This is a genomic window from Cupriavidus sp. OV096 (genome assembly GCF_900115455.1).
GTDB lineage: Bacteria > Pseudomonadota > Gammaproteobacteria > Burkholderiales > Burkholderiaceae > Cupriavidus.
Genome location: NZ_FOWM01000008.1, coordinates 124391 through 143654, shown reverse-complemented (window position 1 = coordinate 143654; position 19264 = coordinate 124391). Strand labels below are relative to the sequence as shown.

The following is a 19264-nucleotide window of genomic DNA, read 5'->3' as shown; positions in this document are numbered from 1 at the left end:
TGGAGAACGCTCCCGCGCCGCGCCGTGTATTCCGGGGCGTGCGGGGCCGGTGCATACTCCGCAGGCGCGCCGTGCGCCGATGCCGTGCGATTCCGGGAAAACCCGCATCGCCAGATCCGCCGCCCGGCCGCGCGCCCCGGAACCCTTTCCGTCTGGAGAACGCCCGCGCCCATGGACATGGATATCCCCTCGCTCGCCATCCTGATCGCCGCCGTCGAGGAAAAAAGCCTCTCGCGCGCCGCGGAGCGCGAGAACCTCGTCACTTCCGCCGCCAGCAAGCGCATTGCCGAACTGGAGCGCCGCGCCGGCACCGCCCTGCTGCGCCGCCATGGCCGGGGCGTGGAGCCCACGCCGGCCGGCGCCATGCTCTACCAGCGCGCCAAGGCCATCGTGCGGAGCGTGCAGCTCGCGCAGGATGCGCTGGCGGCCTACTCCACCGACGGCATCGCCAAGATCCGCCTGGCCTCCAACCGTTCCACAGTGCTCCAGTTCCTGCCGACCGACATCAGCGGCTATCTCAAGCACGACCCGGAGGCGCGCATCGACCTGGTGGAGTCCTTCAGCATGGATATTCCGCGCATGGTCTCCAACGGCGACGTGGACATCGGCATCTATCACGCGCGCAGCCCCAGCCCCGGCGTGTACTCGCTGCCGTACCGCAAGGACCGTGTGGGGCTGGTGGTGCCGCGCGGGCATCCGCTGGAGGCCAAGGGCGCGCTGCTGCTGGAAGAGGCGCTCGACTACGACTTTCTCGGCTACTTCCCCCGGCATACCTTCGATGCCTTCCTGACGCTGGTGTCCGGCACCATCTCCCGGCCGCTGACCGTGAAGACGCAGGTGTCGAACTTCGAGGCGCGCTGCCGCATGGTGCGCGAGGGGCTCGGGATCGCCGTGGTGCCCGAGGGCATCGCCCGAAACTATCTGGCGATGATGGGCCTGTCCCTGCTGACGCTGAACGATGCCTGGGCGGTGCGGGATTTCTACGTGTGCGTGCGCGACAAGGACTGCCTGCCGGCGGGCGTGGGACGGCTGCTGGAGTACCTGAGCCGGTGCGCGGCGATGGAGCAGCACTTCCAGAAACCGAGGTAGGGGGCATTCCCCCGGGCGGCCCGATCAGGGTTTTCCGCCATGCGCGCAAAGAACGCTGCGTTGCTCTTTTTTCAAAGCTGGCGGCTGGCGGCTTCCTAACATGGCTGACATAACGACACGATTCGGAGACAGCCATGAACAAGATCCTGCGGCGCACGGCCGCCGGCCTGCTGCTGTGCTGCGCCGCCACGGCGGGCGCCCAGCAACCCTACCCGTCCAAGCCGGTGCGCATGGTGGTGGCCTTCACCGCCGGCGGCACCACTGACATCCTGGCGCGCGAAGTCGCCCAGCAGCTTGGCCAGACGCTCGGCCAGAGCGTGGTGGTGGAGAACCGGCCCGGCGCCGGCGGCAATATCGGCACGGACTACGTCGGCCGCAGCGACCCGGACGGCTACACGCTGCTGGCCACCTCGGTCGGCCCGGTGGCGATCAATCCCACGCTCTACCGCAAGCTCAAGGTCAATCCGCAGACCGATCTCGCGGCCGTGGCACCCATCGCGGACGTGCCGAATGTGCTCGTGGTCAGCCCCACGCTGCCGGTGAAGACCATGCAGGAGCTGGTGGCCTACGCCAAGGCCCACCCCAACACCCTGAATTTCAGTTCGACGGGGGTGGGTACGGCGGCGCACCTCTCTGGCGTGCTGTTCAACGAACGCACCGGCGTGAAGACCACTCACGTGCCTTACAAAGGCGCCGATGCCCTGAACGACCTGCTGGCCGGCCGCGTGCAGTTCATGTTCGCGACGATTCCGTCGGTGATCTCGCACATCCGCGGCGGCGCGCTGCGTCCGCTGGCGGTGACCTCGCGCAAGCGCTCCGCCGCCCTGCCGGAGATCCCGACCATGGCCGAAGCCGGCGTGCCGAACCTGGTCACCGGTGCGTGGTTCGGGCTGTTCGCCCCCAAGGGCACCCCGAAGGCCATCGTCGCCACGCTCAACAAGGCGGTCAACGATGCACTGAACAAGCCGGAAGTGCGCACGAAGATGTCCCAGCAAGGCGCCGAGGCCATGCAACTGGCCCCGGAAGCCTTCGGCAAATTCGTGCTGGCGGAATACGAACAGTGGAAGCCCGTGGTGATCCAGTCGGGGGCGCGGATCGATTGATTGGCGGGGCTACCCCCCCACCCCAACCAACCCATCCGCCCGGAACATCGACTTGATGCCCCTCACCGCCTGGCGGATGCGGGATTCATTCTCGATCAGGGCGAAGCGGACGTATTCGTCGCCGTAGTCGCCGAAGCCGATGCCCGGCGATACCGATACCTTGGCCTTTGCCAGCAGTTGCTTGGCGAACTCGAGGGAGCCCAGCGCGCGGTAGGGTTCGGGGATGCGGGCCCAGATGTACATCGACGCCTTGGGGATCTCCACCGGCCAGCCGGCTTCGATCAGGCCCTTGGCCAGCACGTCGCGGCGGGACTGGTATTGGGCGGCGATGTCCTTCACGCATTGCTGGTCGCCCTCCAGCGCGGCAATTGCCGCGACCTGGAGCGGCGTGAAGGTGCCGTAGTCGTGGTAGCTCTTGATGCGCGTCAAGGCGGCCACGAGGTCCGGGTTGCCCACCATGAAGCCGATGCGCCACCCCGCCATGTTGTAGCTCTTGGACAGCGTGAAGAACTCCACCGCGATGTCCTTCGCCCCCGGCACCTGCATGATCGACGGGGCCTTCCAGCCGTCGAACACGATGTCGGCGTAGGCCAGGTCGTGGACCACGAAGATGTCGTGCTTGCGCGCCAGCGCGATCACCCGCTCGAAGAAGTCCAGCTCCACGCAGGCCGCCGTCGGGTTCGACGGGAAGCCCAGCACGATCATCTTGGGCTTGGGATAACTGCCCCGGATGGCGCGTTCCAGTTCGGCGAAGAAGTCGATGCCGGGCGACAGCGGCACCGAGCGGATGTCGGCGCCGGCGATCACCGCGCCGTAGATGTGGATTGGGTAGCTCGGGTCCGGCACCAGCACGGTGTCGCCCCGGTCCAGCGTGGCCAGCATCAGGTGGGCGAGGCCCTCCTTCGAGCCGATGGTGACGATCGCCTCCTTGTCCGGATCGATCTCCACGTCATAGCGCTCGCGGTACCAGTGCGAGATGGCGCGGCGCAGCCGGGGGATGCCCTTCGAGGCCGAATAGCCATGCGTGTCCGGCCGCTGCGCGGCATCCACGAGCTTGGCCACGATATGAGGCGGCGTGGCGCCATCGGGGTTGCCCATGCTCATGTCGACGATGTCCTCGCCACGGCGGCGGGCGGCCATCTTGAGCTCGGCGGTGATGTTGAAGACGTACGGGGGAAGGCGATCGATGCGCGCAAAGCGGCGCTTGCCGGAATCGGCAGTCATGGCGGGAGTCCTTTACGTAAGCGCCCGGAACCGTCCGAGCGACGTCGGCGGCCGTTGTCTCGGCCACCGGGAATCGATCTTATCCAGCCTTGCCCGTTTGCACAACGGGCTTTTTTACTACAGCAGCCCGCCGGGCACCTTGGTGGGACGATCCGCCGGCAGGTGCCGGACGATGCAGTCGAGCGCGGCGGCGTTGGCCTTGTCGCCACCCATGGCGCCGGCGATGGAACTCCGGTACTGCGGCACGCTGATGCGCTGGTAGTAGAGCCGCGAGGTCTGGTCGAGCCAGAACACGTAGTCGCTGTCGCTGTCGTCGCCGCCGCTGCGCAGCCACTCGCCCAGCGGGTGCGAGCCGAGGCGCGTATTGGCGCATGCCTTCTGCACCGTATCGAGATAGGTGTTGAAGCCCTTGGCTTCGACATTGCGCACGGCGTCTGGGGCGCAGGCGGCCACGGTCATCGACACCACAGCAGCAATCGACAGCAAGGTTGGGCGCTTCAGCGGCATGGCACATCCCGGGCGGTTGGCATGCCGCCAGTGTAGGCGAGGCCCGCCGCCCGGCCAAACCCGACCCGCTTAATCGTCGAGCGTCTCGTGCACCGCCGCGTTGCCACGCTTCCAGTAGGCCGATGCGCGGATGCGGGCCTTGTCCACGCCGCGCTCGCCCACCAGATGTTGGCGCACGGCGCGCATCGCGGCGCCCTCGCCGGCCGCCCAGACATAGCCCTCGCCATCCGGCAGGTCCACCGATTGCAGCGCCGGCGCCAGCAGACTACCTTCGGGCTGGTCTTCCCGATGGAGCCAAAGCACCTGCGCGCGCGGCCCCACGGCGAGCGGGATCTGCGCCTTGGCGCTGGGCACCTCGGCCACCACGATCACCTGGGCATCGGGCCCCAGTTCCTCCACGCGGCGGGCGATGGCCGGCAGCGCCGTGTCATCGCCGATCAGCAGGTGCCAGTCGAATTCAGTCGGAATCACGAACGAGCCGCGCGGGCCGCCCACGCCCAGATACTGCCCCGGCCGGGCCTGCGCCGCCCATGTGGAAGCGGGGCCATCGCCATGGAGCACGAATTCGATGTCCAGCTCGCGCGCCACGGGGTCGTAGCGGCGCGGCGTATAGTCGCGCGCCTGCGGGCGCGGCTGGCCTTCGGGGAACACGATGCCGTCCGGGCCCACCACCGGCAGCACCGGGCGCTCGGCGCCGGGCGCGGGGAAGAACACCTTGATATGGTCGTCGAAGGAGCTGGAGGTGAAATCGGCCAGATCGTCCCCACCGAGCGTCACGCGCAGCAGTTGCGGGGACAGCAGTTGGGTGCGCAGCACCTGGAGCAGGCGCATCTTGAGCGGATGGCGCACGCGCTGGACCGTCAGGTCACGGGAAATCGTCATGGAATACCTTGTATTAGGGTTCAGGGCTGGCCGGCTTCGATCTCGTCGGCGGCGCGGGCCAGGATGGCGGCGATGCGGCGCTGTTCGTCGGCGGAGGCCTCGCTGCGCTGGGTCAGCGCGCGCTTGATGCGCAGGCGCGCCTCGACGAACTCGGGCAGCCAGCCGCCCTGCTCCGGCTCGCGCTGGGGCTCGCCGCTCATGGCGCGGCGCATGAAGTCCATCTTGCGCGCCACGTGGCGCAGCCGGGCGACCATGTGCTCGAGCCGCTCGCGGTTCTCGGCCAGATAGGCGCGGCCCGCATCGGCCAGTTCATAGCGCTTCTTGTTGCCTTCGGTGATGACCGTGGCGTAGCCGAGGTCTTCGAGGAAGGTCAGCGCGGGATAGACCACGCCCGGGCTCGGCTTGTAGAAGCCCCCGGTGCGCGCCTCCAGCGCCTTGATCAGCTCGTAGCCGTGCGACGGCTTTTCCTCGAGCAGCGACAGCAGCAGCAATTGCAGGTCTTCCGCGCTGAACTTGCGGCCCCGGCGCCAGCTATCGCCATCGAAACCATCGCCGCCCTCAAAATCCGGGCCACCGCCCTGGGACCAGAAACCGCCGCCCCGGCGGGACATGGCGTGCTTGCCGAAGCGGTGGCCGCAGCCGTCGTGGGCGCGGTGATGATGGTGGTCACCGAAGGGAGAACCGAAGGGAAATCCAAAGAGATGTCGCATGCTGCACTCCGTTGCTTGGGTACGAATATATCGTACGACGTATCGTAAGATATATATCGTACGATATAAAGTCAAGCCAAAAGCGATTCTGCCTTTGCTGTCACAATGCGACGCAAACCACGGAGGAGACGCGATGCCTGACAAGAAAGCCATCCTGGTAGTCGGTGCCGGAGACGCCACAGGGGGGGCCATTGCCCGCCGCTTTGCGCGCGAGGGCTATATCGCCTGCGTGACCCGGCGCAGCGCGGACAAGCTCGCGCCACTGGTGGACCAGATCCGCGCCGAAGGCGGCGAGGCCCACGCATTCGGCTGCGACGCCCGCAAGGAAGAAGACACCGTGGCGTTGATCGAGCGCATCGAGCACGACATCGCCCCGCTGGAAGTGGCCGTGTTCAACATCGGCGCCAACGTCAACTTCCCTATCCTGGAGACCACCTCGCGCGTCTACTTCAAGGTGTGGGAGATGGCCTGCTTCGGCGGCTTCCTGATGGGCCGCGAGGCCGCGCGGGCGATGCTGCCGCGCCAGCGGGGCTCGATCTTCTTCACCGGCGCCACGGCCAGCGTGCGCGGGCGCGATGGGATGTCCGCGTTCGCCGGCGCCAAGCACGCGTTGCGGGCGCTGGCGCAGAGCATGGCGCGCGAACTGGGGCCGCAGGGCATTCACGTGGCGCACCTGATCGTCGATGCCGCCATCGACACCGCCTTTATCCGCGAGACCTTTCCAGACCGCTACGCGGCCAAGGCGCGCGACGGCATCGTCAATCCCGACCACATCGCCGATACCTACTGGATGCTGCACCAGCAGCCGCGCGATGCCTGGACCCACGAGCTGGACATCCGCCCGTGGATCGAGCACTGGTAGCCCCACCCCGCCGCCCCGGACAACCGTCACAAACTACAACGGAGACATGCGATGACCAAGCAGGTGGAGTTCTTCTTCGACTTCGGTAGCCCCTATTCCTACCTGGCGTACAAGGAACTGCCGCGCGTGGCGGCCCGCACCGGTGCCACCATCGTCTGGCGCCCGATGCTGCTGGGCGGCGTGTTCAAGGCGACCGGCAACCACAGCCCGGCCGACATCCCGCTCAAGTCGCAATGGTCGAAGACGGATACCGAGCACTGGGCGCGCCGCTACGACGTGCCGTTCCGCCACAACCCCCATTTCCCGATCAACACGCTGGCGCTGATGCGCGGCGCCATCGGCTACCAGCGGCAGGGCCCGGACGCCTTCGCGCGCTACGTGGACGCGATCTTCCGTGCGATGTGGGAGGACGGCCGCAACCTCAACGATCCGCAGGAGATCGGAAAAGTGCTGGTCGATGCAGGGATGGATCCCCGGCAGGCGCTGGCCATGCTCGATGACCCCGAAGTCAAGGCCGAACTCAAGCGGGTGACGGAGGAAGCCGTGGCGCGCGGCATTTTCGGCGCGCCCAGCTTTATCGTCGATGGGGAGCTGTTCTGGGGCAACGACCGCCTGCTGTTCGTCGAAGAACGGCTGGCGGCGTAATGCCTGCTAATTAATACAGTTTCAAGCCGCCAGACGGAACACCGTCACGGCCGCCGCCAGCTGGTTGGCCTGCGCTTCGAGCGAGTCGGCCGCCGCGGCGGCCTGCTCCACGAGTGCGGCGTTCTGCTGGTTGACCTGCTCCATCTGGGACACCGCCTCGCTGACCTGCGTGATGCCGCTGGACTGCTCCTGCGACGCCGCCGAGATCTCGTTGACGGTGGCCGCCAGCCGCTGCACCGCGCCGACGATCTCGCCGATGGTGTTGCCGGCCTGCTCCACCTGGGTGCTGCCGGCGTCCACGCGTTCCACCGACGAATCGATCAGCGCCTTGATTTCCTTGGCGGCGCCGGCGCTGCGCTGCGCCAGCGCGCGCACCTCGCCCGCCACCACGGCAAAGCCCCGGCCCTGCTCGCCCGCGCGCGCCGCTTCCACGGCGGCATTCAGCGCGAGGATGTTGGTCTGGAAGGCAATGCCGTCGATCACGCCGATGATGTCGACGATCTTCTGCGAACTCGTGTTGATGTCGCTCATGGTCTGCACCACGCCGCGCACCACGTCGCCGCCGCGCTGGGCGAGGTCCGCCGCGTCGCGCGCCAGCGCGCTGGCCCGGGTGGCGCTCTCCGCGTTATTGCCCACGGTGGAGGTCAGTTCCTCCATGCTGGCGGCGGTCTGCTCCAGCGCCGACGACTGTTCCTCGGTGCGCGAGGACAGGTCGGTATTTCCCGCCGCGATCTCGCGCGCGCCGGTGGTCACGGCATCGGAACCCGCGCGCACCTTGCGCACGGTCTCGGTCAGGCCGGCACGCATGCGGGCGAGCGCGTCCAGCAGTTGCCCAATCTCGTTGCGGCCAGCCGGCGGCACGGTCATGGTCAGGTCGCCATCGGCCACGCGCATGATCAGTTGGCAGGCGGCGTTGAGCGGCGCCACCACCAGCCGGCGCAGCGCTACGTGCACCGCCACGATCAGCAACACCGACGCCACCAGGCCAATCCCCACCAGCACCAGCACGCGCTGGAAGCGGTTGCGGCCCGTAGCCACGGCCTCGTCGTTATGCTGTTCGGCGAATTTCTGGAAGCGCTCCACGCCGGCCGAGTACTTCCCGCCGGAAGCGGTGATGTCCTTGTCGTTGATCGCCGCGTAGGCCGCCGGATCATTGTTGCGCAGCGCCTCGAGCGCGCGCTGGACGGCATCCATATGGGCACGGCCGGCGCCGATGATCTCGTCGCGCGCGCCGGCTTCCAGGCCCTCGATGGGCGCGGCCTTCTCGAAGGCGTTCAGCTCATCGGCGGATTTGCGCATCGACTTCTCGGCGCTGGCGATGGCGTCGGCGTTCACCGCGCCGGACTCCTTGGCGGAGCTGTACGCGCGGGTCAGGGCCGAGCGCGCGCGCGTCATGTCCTTATAGGCGTCGTTGATCAGCAGCGCGCGCGTGGCCACCACGTGAATGCGCTCGGAAGCGCCGCTTGCTGCACGTAGCTCGGTCACGCCCAGCGCGGCGCCAAACAGGATCATCAGTCCGAAGACCACCAGGGTGGCCAGCAGGCCATGGCGAATACTGAGGTTATTCATGGGGCAGGTTGTTCGTTGGATCGATGGAGTACCGATCAGGCTTAACGACCCACCCCCTTAAACCTTGAGCGACGCCTGCACGCCATTTGCGTTACATCAAATTGCGAGGTTGCAAACCGCTCAGACGTAGGCGATCAGCCGGCCCGCGCAGATCACCAGCCCCCAGGTCAGCAGCGACACCATGGCACAGGCGCGCGCCCCCGTGGGCGGCGGCCGGCCGATGTCCCAACTCGCGCCGGCGGGCGCGGCATGCAACTGCCGGTAAGGCCCCTGATGGAACCAGAGCGCGTTGGCCAGCCCGAGCCCGATCAGCACGATCTTGATCAGGAAGGCGCGATTGACGATCAGTTCATCGGCATGCGCCAGGAACAGCAGCGCCCCGCTGGCCACCACGGCGAGAAAGCCCGCCACCGAGGCCGGCAGCGCATGGCGCAGCAGCGTGGTGACCGGCAACTGGCGCCCCAGCCCGGCCAGCCGCAGGTCCACCACGACGATGGACCCGAACAGCAGCGCCATGCCGGCCAGATGCACGATCTCGATGATCGGATACGCCCAGGACGACGCGCGCAGCGCCACCGAGATCGGCCACGCGGCGAGCGTGGCGCCCCACTCGCCAAGTGCCTCCATCGGCACTCAGCGCAGTTCCACGGTCTGGCCGCCGTCGAGCGTGATGCGCTCCACGCGCATCTCGTCGGCCTTTTCCTTGCTCTGGTAGCCAACCATGGTCACCTGCTTGCCCGCGGCCACCTTCTCCTGCGTGGCGCCCCGCGACTCCATGCGCGACACCGGCGCCAGCACGGCGAACCAGCGCTTGCCCTCCGCATCCACGCGGATCGTGGCGTGCGGGTTCTCGTAGTGGCTCTCCACCACCTTGCCGGTCACGGTCAGCGGCTTGGTCTGGTCATAGGTGGACCAGCCATGATGGGCGATGGCCGGCAGGCTGGCCATCGCGAGCAGGACGGCGGCGAGGCGCAGGGGCTTCGAGCGGAACGTCGGTAGATGCATGGTGACCTCCAGGGTGACTACGGGTAGATACAGGGTGGATGGATCAGTGCAGCGTCGAACTGGCTGCCTGCGCCTGCGACGTCCGCCGTGCGCGGCCGGCCAGCGCGGCGAGGCTCGGGTTCATCGGCTTCAGCGCGGCACGCTCGGCCACCAGCGCGGCGGCGAGGTTGGCGTGGCGGCCGCGCAGGGCCGCTTCGATCAGGGTCAGCGCGAAGACGTCGCGCTGGGCATGGCTGCCGCCGAAGCGATGGGTGAGAATGCGCACCGGCATCAGCAGCGTCACCGTGGCGGCATAGTCGCCGCGCGCGAAGGCGATCATCGCGTCGGCCACGGGCAGGCCCACGTCGCGCGACATCATCGCATTGGTGCCCTGCCCGATCGCCGCGCCCGCCATGGCCGCGCGGATCTCGGCCACGGCGTCTTCGCGGCCCGCGCCCAGGCACGCCATGATGGCGTGCACATCGTTGAAGGCGTAGTAGCCGGCGGCGCCGCGCGTGTACCAGTCGTCGGCCAGCGCGGCCCAGCGCGCGCCCGCGTCCACACCGCGCAGGTGCAGGCGCCACAGCAGCGCGGCACCATCGACCAGATCGAGCGCAATGGCCGGCGCGGGCCGGTTGAGGTGCGCGTCGTAGAGCGCCAGTACCTCGTCGTAGCGCTCCTGCTCGAGCAGGAACAGGGCCAGATGCCACCAGTTATGTACCGCCAGCATGTTGTCTTCGGACCAGTCCGATACGCGCGTGTGCAGCCAGGCCGCGCCATCGTCCAGCCGGCCCTGCATCTCCATCACATGCGCCACGGCGTGGATCGCCCACGGATCGCGCGGGTTCAGCGCCACCGCCTCGCGGCCACGCGCCTCGGCGTCTTCATAGCGATTGGATTCCTCGAGCCCGAAGGCATGCATGCCGAGCAGGTAGCCGTAGCCGGGCACATGCTTATCCCAGTGGGGCAGTACCTGCGCGATGCGGTCGCGCAGCATCGACGACTGGCCGAGCAGGAAATCGCCCAGATGAGCCACCTGCACGGCGAGGATGTCGCGCGGATAGTCGATGGCGATGTCGCCGTAGGCCTGCACCGACTCGGCGAACCGCCCATCCAGCCAGGCGCGCGCGGCGGCCAGATGGCGGCGCTCGCGCGGGTTGGCGCGGTCGCCCAATGCCTCGCCTGCCTCCACGCTCTCGCGCAGCAGCGGCACGGCGGTGCCGTCGCCCGAGGTCACCATCAGCGCGGCGCGCAGCGCGTGGCCCATGGCGAAGTCGGGGTGTTCGGCCAGGGCGGCATCGACCGCCGCGAGTGGATCGCCGTAGTAGCCATGCAGAAGCGCCAGCCCGGTCTCGTAGTGCGCGAGCGCTTCGGGATGATCAGATGTGACCTCCAGGCCTCTTGCATCATGTGCCATGGCGCCCTCCCGGTTTGGGTCCGCATCGGCGCGGACTTCCTCATCGTAGTGGAATCGCGCGTGCTACGCTTCCGCTCCGGCCCCATTCATCACATCTTCGCTGCTCATGCCCCTGCCTTTCGATTTGCCGCCCGCCGCCACCCCTGGCCAGTCCGTCGATGCCATCGACACACCGTCCCTGATCGTCGACCTCGACCCTTTCACGCGCAACGTGGCGCGGATGCAGGACGCCGCCGACCGCGCCGGCGTGAAGCTGCGCCCGCACGCCAAGGCGCACAAGTGCCCCGAGATTGCGCTGGCGCAGATCGCGCGCGGCGCGGTGGGCATCTGCTGCCAGAAGGTCAGCGAGGCCGTGCCCTTCGTGGCGGCCGGCGTGACGGACATCCATATCAGTAACGAGATTGCGTCGCCGGCCAAGGCGGCGCTGCTGGCCGAGTTGGCCCGCCATGCGCGCCTCAGCGTGTGTGTGGACGATGCATCACAAATTGACGTCCTGGCGGTAGCCACCGTAGCCGCCGGCACACAGCTCGATGTCTTCATCGAGATCGATGTCGGCCAGGGCCGCTGCGGCGTGGCCGATGCCCCGGCGGCCATCGCGCTGGCGGAAAGAATCGCCGCCCAGCCCCGCCTGTCCCTGCGCGGTTTGCAGGCGTACCACGGCGGTATCCAGCATCTGCGCGACTGGGCGGCCCGCCGCAACGCCGCCGCGCAAGCTGCCGAACGCACCGGCGCCGTGCTGGCGAAGCTGGCGGCAGCGGGCGTGCAGTGCGAGGTGGTAACGGGGGGCGGCAGCGGCAGCGTGGAGTTCGACCTCGGCAGCGGCGTCTACACCGAGATCCAGCCGGGCTCGTACGTGTTCATGGATGCCGACTACGGCAGCAACGCCTATCCCGGTGCGCTGCGCTTCGAACACAGCCTGTTTATCGCCACGACGGTGATGAGCGTGGCCGCCGGCGACCGCGTCATCCTCGATGCAGGGCTGAAGTCGATGGCGGTGGATTCGGGGTTGCCGTGGATCTGGGCCGATGGCGCGGCGTCCGAGGCGCTGGAGTACGTGGCGGCGAACGACGAGCATGGCATCGTCAAACCCCGCCAGGCGGGCAACGTCGCCGCCCTGCCGGCGCTGGGCAGCCGCGTGCTGCTGGTGCCGGGTCATTGCGACCCGACCCTCAATCTCTACGATGCACTGGTGACGGTGCGCGGCGGCGTGGTGGAAGCGGTGTGGCCGGTGGCCGCGCGCGGCTTCAGCCGCTGACGGGGTGAGCTAGGCGAGCTGGGCGGCCAGCTCGTTGAGATCGGCCGTGGTCCATTCGCGGCCGGTCCACGCCTCGAAGCGCAGTTCGGACAGTGGAATCTCGGTCAGCGTGCCGATCCAGTCGGTGGGCGCGGCGCCGCAGCGCAGGCCGGCGGCGACCATCGCCATGGCATCGGGCACTTCGATATCGGCCACGCGCGTGACCGTCGGCCACGGCAGCAGGCGCGAGTCATTGGCGGCGATGCCAAACCGGTAGAGCCCAAAGCGCGCATGCAGGGCAGCCCGCGAGAGCGCGTGACGCGCCTCGCTCAGGCCATCGTCCTGGGTGGCGGATGGATCCCATTGCTGATTGCGCGAAAACCAGAGGATGTCGTGCTCGCCCGGACGCGCGGGACGGCCGTGGGCCATCGCGGGCCGCAGCCGTCCCGACCGCGCAATTGCGGCCAGTGGCGTACCCACGGTGTAATGCCAGACGTAACGTGATTCGGTGTTCATGTACCGCTCCTGCAAGCCCTTCCGCATTGCAGAATGGGGGCGGAAAGCCTTGCTAACAAGCAAGGTCATGCCACGTTGCAAGTGCAACAAAAATGCGTTTGTGGGGGGCTATCCAATGTGCCGGTCCTGCAGCCCGGTCTGGGCAAGGATCTTCCCGAGTCCGGCAGTCTGACAGGTAAACGGGATTCGGGGGCAAATTGGAGGAAACCTTCCAAACACCATAGCACAGGACTTGGTGCGACGCAGCAACTGACGCCGTCAAATGTGCGTCAGGCGCCCTTTGGGGCCAAATCCGCGAATGTCCGTATCAGGATTCTTGGGGCATATGTCACCGCCGGGACAAGGCGGGACCGTACGCTGCGAAGCGCATCGCGAGCCACGCGAACGACGCGAGCAACGCATAGGGCGCTTGACGGCCCCCGTCCCTCCCCACCGCAAGAGAATCCAGACCATGCACGACATCCGCACCCTTGCACGCCTTGCCCACGTGCGGCCACCCAAAGCCCCGCGCCCCCTGGCCGGGCTGGCCGCCGCCCTGCTGCTCTGCGCGGCGCTGACCGCCTGTGGCGGCGACGACACCCCGCCCACCCCCGGACAACCGGGCGGCGGCACCCCGACCCAGCCGGGCGAGCCCACGGTCAAGCCCCAGATGAAGTGCGCGCCCTGAAGCGCCGCGATCCCACCTCCTCGAATCCAGAACCGCTCAGGGCAGAACTCGACATGAACTCCAGCAGCCGACGCAATTTTCTCAAGATGGCAGGCGGCAGTGCCGCCGCAACCGCCGCGCTCGCCGCGTTTCCGCCGGCTATTCGCCGCGCACTGGCCATTCCGGCCAACAACGTCAACAAGTCGATCCAGGACGTGCAGTACGTGGTGATCCTGATGCAGGAAAACCGCTCGTTCGACAACTACTTCGGCACCTTCAAGGGCGTGCGGGGCTTCGGTGACCGCTTCCCGATCCCGCTGCCGGGCGGCCGCAACGTCTTCCAGCAGACCTACGCCAACGGCAACACCAACCGCGTGGTGCTGCCGTACCACCTGGACAGCACCGCCGGCAACGCCCAGCGCGTGAGCGGCACCCCGCACAGCCAGCCGGACGGCCAGGCCGCCTGGGACCTGGGCCGCATGAGCGCCTGGCCGACCTCCAAGCAGCGCCAGTCGATGGGTTACTACAAGCAGAAGGAGGTGGAATTCCAGTTCGCGCTGGCCGACGCCTTCACGCTGTGCGATGCCTACCACTGCAGCTTCCACGGCGGCACCAACACCAACCGCCTGTTCCACTGGACCGGCACCAACGACCCGTTCGGCCAGAAGGGCGGCCCGGTGATCGACAACAGCGGCGACTCGCTCGACGCCACCGGCATCAACTACACCTGGACGACCTACCCGGAACGCCTGCAGACCGCCGGCGTGACCTGGAAGGTCTACCAGAACATGCCGGACAACTTCACCGACAACCCGCTGGCCGGCTTCGCCCAGTACCGCGCCGCCAACGCCGCGCTCGGCAACGCGGCCAACGGTGCGCCCTACCCGGCCTACACGGCGGCCGACGACACCGTGAACCCGCTGTTCAAAGGCATCGCCAACACCATGCCGGACGGCGGCTTCCTGCAGGCGCTGCGCGACGACATCGCCGCCGGCACGCTGCCGCAGGTATCGTGGATCGTGGCACCGGCCACGTACTCGGAGCACCCGGGGCCGTCGAGCCCGGTCCAGGGCGCCTGGTACACCCAGGAGGTGCTCAACGCGCTGACGGCCAACCCGGACATCTGGAGCAAGACCGTCCTGCTGATCAATTTCGACGAAAACGACGGTTTCTTCGACCACGTGCCGCCGCCCTGCGCGCCGGCGCTGGATGCGGCGGGCAAGCCCGTCGGCGCTACCACGATGGACGCCGCCACCGAGTACTACAGCGTGGACAAGACCCCGTTCGGCCCCGGTCCGCGCGTGCCGATGTACGTGGTGTCGCCGTGGAGCCGTGGCGGCTGGGTCAACTCGCAGGCGTTCGACCACACCTCGGTGCTGCGCTTCCTCGAACAGCGATTCGGCGTGCAGGAGACCAACATCAGCCCCTATCGCCGCGCGGTGATGGGCGACATGATGACTGCGTTCGACTTCATCAACCCGAACGGCACCACGTCGATCTCCTTCACGGGCCTCGACAAGACCGGCGCGGACGCCCAGCGCACCCAGCAGGAAGCGCTGGCGCAGATTCCCACCCCGACCGTGGCGGCGCAGACCATGCCGACGCAGGCCAGCGGCACGCGGCCCTCGCGCGCGCTGCCGTACACGCTGCACACCAGCGGGCTGGAAGATCCGGTCAACCGCGCCATGGTCCTCAAGTTCCGCAATGACGGCACGCAGGCCGCAGTGTTCCATGTGTACGATCGCCTGCACCTGGGCAGCGTGCCGCGCCGCTATGCGGTGGAGGCGGGCAAGGGCATCGACGCCACCTGGGATGTCTACGCCACCGACAGCGGCCGCTATGACCTCTGGGTACTGGGCCCGAATGGCTACCATCGCGCCTTTATCGGCGACGTGAGCGCCCAGAAGGAAGCCGGCGGCGGCGCCGCGCCGGAGATCCGCGTGTGCTACGAGGAATCCGACGAGCCCAAGGTCTGGCTGACGCTGATCAACCGCGGCACGACGGCCTGTACGTTCACGGTGGTGCCCAACGCCTACCGCACGGACGGCCCGTGGACCTTCGAGCTGCCCGCCGGCAAGGAACTCGACCAGCCCTTCCCGGTGAAGTCGCAGGGCAACTGGTATGACTTCACGGTGACCACCCAGCAGGGCGGCTTCTCGCGCCGCTTTGCCGGCCGCCTGGAGAACGGCACCCACACGGTGTCCGATCCGGCGATGGGGAGCTAAACCAGCGTCCGGCGTTCTCCCCTCTCCCTTTGGGGAGGGGGGAACGCCGTCATACTCACCACTGTCACATTGCCGGGCTAGGCTCGCGGGTTCGTCCTGAACTCGATGGGAGCCCCATGCTTGGCGATCTGCTGATGACGTTCTATGAAGTGGCGCGACAAGGCAGCATCACGAGCGCGGCCCGGCAACTGCGCCTCAGCCAGCCCACCGTCACCGGCCGCATCCGCCAGCTGGAAGTGCTCTACGGCGTGGAACTGTTCCACCGCCGCGCCAGCCGGCTCGACCTCAGCGACGTCGGCGTGGCCCTCATGCCGCTGGCCGAGCAGATGATGCAGCAGGAGGGCGAGGCCGATTTCCTGCTCCGCAACGCCGGCAACCTGCGGCTGGGCAGCCTGCGGATTGGCGCCACTGGCCCCTATTACATCCTGCGCAGCGTGGCCGCGTTCCGGGAGCGCTACCCGGCCGTGGCGATCAGCATCGAGATCGGCAATTCCCGGCAGATGCTCGACGCGCTGTTCGAATACCGGATCGATGCCGCGGTGTCGTCGCACGCGGTGGACGACGACCGGCTCTCCCGCGTCATGCTCGCCGCCGACCCGATGGTGCTGGTCGCCCATCCGCTCCACCCGCTGGCGCGCCGTCCGCGCGTGGAGGTGGCCGAACTGGCCACCTGCCACCTGATCGTGCGCGAACAAGGGTCGATGACCCGCGAGGCCACCGAGGCGGCGCTGGGCGCGGTGGGCATCGACCTCCCGCCCCATACCGTGATCGGCAGCCGCGAAGCCATCTGCGAGGCGATCCGGCACAACCTCGGTGCCAGCGTGATGCCCGTGGGCGAGGTCCCGCGCGACCCCGCGCTCTGCGTGGTGCCCTTCGCCAGCCAGGCGCCGGTCATCCACGAATATCTCTACAGCCTCAAGATTCGCAGCGGGACACGGCTGGTGCGCGCGCTGCTGGATTGCCTGGTCCTGCCGGGCAGCGCGGCGCAACGGCATTGCGAGGTTCTGCAACCTGCACCTATATTGAACTGAGTTGACCTGAGTTGACTGAGTTGACCTGAGTTGACCTGAGCCTCACGCCCCCACCGCACCGCCCCCAAGGACCCCCTCCGCCGATGACCGACCCGGGCCGCCCCAGCTTTCCCGAGTACGACCAGCTGCTGACGCTGCTGGAATTGGGCGCCCCGTGGTTCCGGTCGCGCGTGGCGTGCGAGGTAACCGTGGACGGCCGCTCATTTGGGGTCCATGTGGCGGCGCTGGGCACGGACGCGCCCGACGCGCCGGCCATCGGCATCTTCGGCGGCATTCACGGGCTCGAGCGCATCGGCACTCAGTTGGTGCTGGACTACATGCGCTCGCTGCTGTGCCGCCTGCAATGGGACGAACTGCTCCACCGCGAGCTACAGGCCGTGAAGCTGGTCTTCATGCCGATCGTCAACCCCGGCGGCATGTACGCGGCCACGCGCGCCAATCCCCGGGGTGTGGACTTGATGCGCAACGCGCCGCAGAACGCCGATGCGCGCGTGCCCTTCCTGGCCGGCGGGCAGCGCCTCGGCGCCTGGCTGCCGTGGTATCGCGGCCGCGCCGGCGCGCCGATGGAGCCCGAGGCTGCCGCGCTGCTGCGCGTGGTGGAGGACGAACTGCTGGGCCGGCCGCTCAGTTTCGCGGTGGATTGCCATTCCGGCTATGGCTGGCGCGACAGCATCTGGTTCCCCTACGCGCGCACCCACGCGCCGATGGCGCACCTGCCCGAGATGTACCTGCTCAAGACCATGTTCGAGCAGGCCCACCCGCACCACGGCTACGCCTTCGAACCCCAGAGCCATCAGTACCTGCTGCACGGCGACCTGTGGGACTACGCCTACGACCGCGCGCCGGCGGGCACGTTGTTCCTGCCGATGACGCTGGAGCTGGGCTCGTGGCTGTGGATCAAGAAGAATCCCCGCCAGCTTTTCTCGCGCGCGGGCATTTTCAATCCGATCAAGGCCCACCGCACGGCGCGCGTGCTGCGCCGGCATGTGAGCCTGTTCGATTTCCTCGGGCGCACCGCCTTCGCCCCGGAGCGATGGCTGCCCCGGGGCGACCATCGACAGCAGTTGCTGGCGCAGGCAAGCGCGCACTGGCAAGACCGGAAACCGGCACCATGAACCCGTGGATCTTCCTGCGCGGCCTCACCCGCGAATCGCGGCACTGGGGCGACCTGCCGGCGCTATGGACCGCTCGCGGCCTGGGCCACCCGTCCCTGATCGACCTGCCCGGCAACGGCACCGCCCGCCACGCGATGGTGCCCGTCGACGTGCGCGGCATCATGGAAGCCGTACGCGCCACGGCCCGCGCCGGCGGGGTGGCCGCGCCATGCCGCATCCTGGCGATGTCGCTCGGCGCCATGGTCGCCACCGAATGGGCGCAACGCTACCCCGGGGAAGTGGCCGGACTGGTGCTGATCAACACCAGCATGCGCCCCTTCAGCACCATGCCGCAGCGCCTGCGCCCCCAGAACTGGGCCGCGCTCATCGGCATGGCCAACCACTGGCACGACCGCGCCCGCTGCGAGCGCACGGTCCACCGGCTGACCTGCGAACGGATGGACACCCGCGACGCCGACCTGGCGGAGTGGGTCACCATCGGCCAATCCGCCCCGGTCATCCGCTCGGCGGCCCTCCGCCAACTGCTGGCAGCCGCCCGCTACCGGGCAACCCCCTCCGCCCCGCCCTGCCCCACGCTGATCCTCTCCTCGGACGCCGACCGTCTGGTCAACCCGATCTGCTCGACCCGCATCGCGGCGGCCTGGCAGGCGCAGCACCTCCGCCACCCGTGGGCGGGACATGACCTGCCGCATGACGATGGGGGGTGGTTGTGCGCGATGGTCGAGAAGAACGGTCCTCTTTGATCTGCTGCCGGGACACGGCGTCGAGGCGCGTTGCCTGTTCGGGTGCAATTCCCAGTTCGAGAAACAAAAACCGCCGGAGGCCTTGCGGCCATCCGGCGGTTTTTTATGCAGCGACTACGTCAGGCGCAGGTCTTGCCGAGCAGTGCGGCGGCGCGTTTGTTGCACAGGGCGCCGAGCAGGGTTTCGGCGGCGGCTTCGAGGCGCTCCTGCGTGCCGAACAGGCGCGCGGCGATCAGGCCGCTTTGGAGCGCGCCATACAGTACTTGCGCGAGCATTTCGGGCGGCACGGGGTACAAGGTCTCGCGCTGCTCCTGGCCACGTTCGAGCAGCTTGGCGAGCCAGGCCTCGTTGATGTGATAGAAATCCTTGAGCACCTTGTGCACGGGCTCGGGCAGGGACAGCACCTCGGTGGAGAGCATGCCGGCCAGGCAGATCTGGTCAGATCCGCAGGTGGCGCGCAGCGGCTCCAGGTACTGGCGGGCCTGTTCCAGCACCGGCAGTTCGGGGTCGATATTGCGCAGGCGCTCGACGATGCGCGCGCTGTATTCCTTCACCGCTTCCAGGACGAGGTCGTCCTTGGACGGAAAGTAGTAGTGGATGCTGGAGGTCTTGACCCCCACCAGCTCGGCCAGATCGCGGTAACTGAAGCCATTGAAACCACGGCGGCGAATCAGTACCAGCGTGTGTTCGAGCAGCTGCTCACGGACGGGTTGGGTTTTCATGGGGCAAAGTTTATCTACACGCAGATAGATACTCAACCGG

General features: G+C 68.0%; 20 protein-coding genes. 10 read left to right on the top strand and 10 right to left on the bottom strand.

The window, feature by feature from the left end:
* The first annotated feature begins 177 nt into the window (after positions 1–177).
* Both BM115_RS18520 and BM115_RS18515 read left to right on the top strand, forming a co-directional pair.
* Positions 178–1089: a LysR family transcriptional regulator gene (locus BM115_RS18520; RefSeq protein WP_092297444.1), complete on the top strand. Its 912-nt coding sequence runs from the start codon at positions 178–180 to the stop codon at positions 1087–1089.
* A 134-nt stretch (positions 1090–1223) separates the two neighbouring features.
* Positions 1224–2192, top strand: coding sequence for a Bug family tripartite tricarboxylate transporter substrate binding protein (locus tag BM115_RS18515; RefSeq protein WP_092297210.1), 969 nt, complete (start codon positions 1224–1226; stop codon positions 2190–2192).
* Positions 2193–2201: 9 nt separating this feature from the next.
* Here BM115_RS18515 and alaC read toward each other — a convergent pair whose 3' ends face one another.
* The 4 genes from alaC to BM115_RS18495 form a co-directional block, all read right to left on the bottom strand.
* On the bottom strand, positions 2202–3416 hold the full coding sequence (alaC, locus tag BM115_RS18510) for an alanine transaminase (protein ID WP_092297207.1): 1215 nt from the start codon (positions 3414–3416) through the stop codon (positions 2202–2204).
* Positions 3417–3533: 117 nt separating this feature from the next.
* Positions 3534–3923, bottom strand: coding sequence for a hypothetical protein (locus BM115_RS18505; RefSeq protein WP_092297204.1), 390 nt, complete (start codon positions 3921–3923; stop codon positions 3534–3536).
* A 69-nt stretch (positions 3924–3992) separates the two neighbouring features.
* Positions 3993–4805: a siderophore-interacting protein gene (locus BM115_RS18500; RefSeq protein ID WP_092297201.1), complete on the bottom strand. Its 813-nt coding sequence runs from the start codon at positions 4803–4805 to the stop codon at positions 3993–3995.
* Positions 4806–4825: 20 nt separating this feature from the next.
* Positions 4826–5515 (bottom strand): PadR family transcriptional regulator, encoded by a 690-nt coding sequence (locus BM115_RS18495; RefSeq protein ID WP_092297198.1) that lies wholly within the window; start codon positions 5513–5515, stop codon positions 4826–4828.
* A gap of 133 nt (positions 5516–5648) precedes the next feature.
* Here BM115_RS18495 and BM115_RS18490 point away from each other — a divergent pair, with 133 nt between their 5' ends.
* A complete protein-coding gene (locus tag BM115_RS18490; RefSeq protein ID WP_092297195.1) occupies positions 5649–6377 on the top strand; it encodes an SDR family oxidoreductase in 729 nt (242 codons plus the stop codon).
* Between the two features lie 51 nt (positions 6378–6428).
* Positions 6429–7022: a 2-hydroxychromene-2-carboxylate isomerase gene (locus BM115_RS18485; RefSeq protein ID WP_092297192.1), complete on the top strand. Its 594-nt coding sequence runs from the start codon at positions 6429–6431 to the stop codon at positions 7020–7022.
* Positions 7023–7043: 21 nt separating this feature from the next.
* Here BM115_RS18485 and BM115_RS18480 read toward each other — a convergent pair whose 3' ends face one another.
* The 4 genes from BM115_RS18480 to BM115_RS18465 all read right to left on the bottom strand — a co-directional run bounded on the left by BM115_RS18480 (position 7044) and on the right by BM115_RS18465 (position 10992).
* Positions 7044–8591 (bottom strand): methyl-accepting chemotaxis protein, encoded by a 1548-nt coding sequence (locus tag BM115_RS18480; protein ID WP_092297189.1) that lies wholly within the window; start codon positions 8589–8591, stop codon positions 7044–7046.
* Positions 8592–8711: 120 nt separating this feature from the next.
* Positions 8712–9218: a hypothetical protein gene (locus tag BM115_RS18475; protein WP_092297187.1), complete on the bottom strand. Its 507-nt coding sequence runs from the start codon at positions 9216–9218 to the stop codon at positions 8712–8714.
* A gap of 6 nt (positions 9219–9224) precedes the next feature.
* Positions 9225–9596 (bottom strand): DUF6152 family protein, encoded by a 372-nt coding sequence (locus BM115_RS18470; protein WP_092297184.1) that lies wholly within the window; start codon positions 9594–9596, stop codon positions 9225–9227.
* A gap of 43 nt (positions 9597–9639) precedes the next feature.
* Complete coding sequence (locus BM115_RS18465; protein WP_092297181.1) at positions 9640–10992, bottom strand: tetratricopeptide repeat protein; 1353 nt, start codon at positions 10990–10992, stop codon at positions 9640–9642.
* A 106-nt stretch (positions 10993–11098) separates the two neighbouring features.
* On the opposite strand from BM115_RS18465, the gene BM115_RS18460 reads away from it, so the two are divergent.
* Positions 11099–12247: a DSD1 family PLP-dependent enzyme gene (locus BM115_RS18460; RefSeq protein ID WP_092297177.1), complete on the top strand. Its 1149-nt coding sequence runs from the start codon at positions 11099–11101 to the stop codon at positions 12245–12247.
* A gap of 9 nt (positions 12248–12256) precedes the next feature.
* Here the strand turns inward: BM115_RS18460 and BM115_RS18455 are convergent, their stop codons facing one another.
* On the bottom strand, positions 12257–12742 hold the full coding sequence (locus BM115_RS18455) for a hypothetical protein (RefSeq protein ID WP_092297174.1): 486 nt from the start codon (positions 12740–12742) through the stop codon (positions 12257–12259).
* A gap of 451 nt (positions 12743–13193) precedes the next feature.
* Here BM115_RS18455 and BM115_RS18450 point away from each other — a divergent pair, with 451 nt between their 5' ends.
* The 5 genes from BM115_RS18450 to BM115_RS18430 all read left to right on the top strand — a co-directional run bounded on the left by BM115_RS18450 (position 13194) and on the right by BM115_RS18430 (position 18502).
* Positions 13194–13409: a hypothetical protein gene (locus BM115_RS18450; protein ID WP_255370894.1), complete on the top strand. Its 216-nt coding sequence runs from the start codon at positions 13194–13196 to the stop codon at positions 13407–13409.
* A gap of 53 nt (positions 13410–13462) precedes the next feature.
* Complete coding sequence (locus BM115_RS18445) at positions 13463–15613, top strand: phosphocholine-specific phospholipase C (RefSeq protein WP_092297171.1); 2151 nt, start codon at positions 13463–13465, stop codon at positions 15611–15613.
* 116 nt (positions 15614–15729) lie between these two features.
* A complete protein-coding gene (locus BM115_RS18440) occupies positions 15730–16644 on the top strand; it encodes a LysR substrate-binding domain-containing protein (protein ID WP_092297168.1) in 915 nt (304 codons plus the stop codon).
* Positions 16645–16727: 83 nt separating this feature from the next.
* Positions 16728–17759 carry a M14 family zinc carboxypeptidase gene (locus BM115_RS18435; RefSeq protein WP_092297165.1) on the top strand — a complete coding sequence of 344 codons (1032 nt, stop codon included), beginning with the start codon at positions 16728–16730 and terminating at the stop codon, positions 17757–17759.
* Complete coding sequence (locus BM115_RS18430; protein WP_092297163.1) at positions 17756–18502, top strand: alpha/beta fold hydrolase; 747 nt, start codon at positions 17756–17758, stop codon at positions 18500–18502. The genes BM115_RS18435 and BM115_RS18430 overlap by 4 nt, the downstream gene beginning before the upstream one ends.
* Before the next feature lie 119 nt (positions 18503–18621).
* Here the strand turns inward: BM115_RS18430 and BM115_RS18425 are convergent, their stop codons facing one another.
* A complete protein-coding gene (locus tag BM115_RS18425) occupies positions 18622–19224 on the bottom strand; it encodes a TetR/AcrR family transcriptional regulator (protein WP_092297160.1) in 603 nt (200 codons plus the stop codon).
* Between the last annotated feature and the right edge of the window lie 40 nt (positions 19225–19264).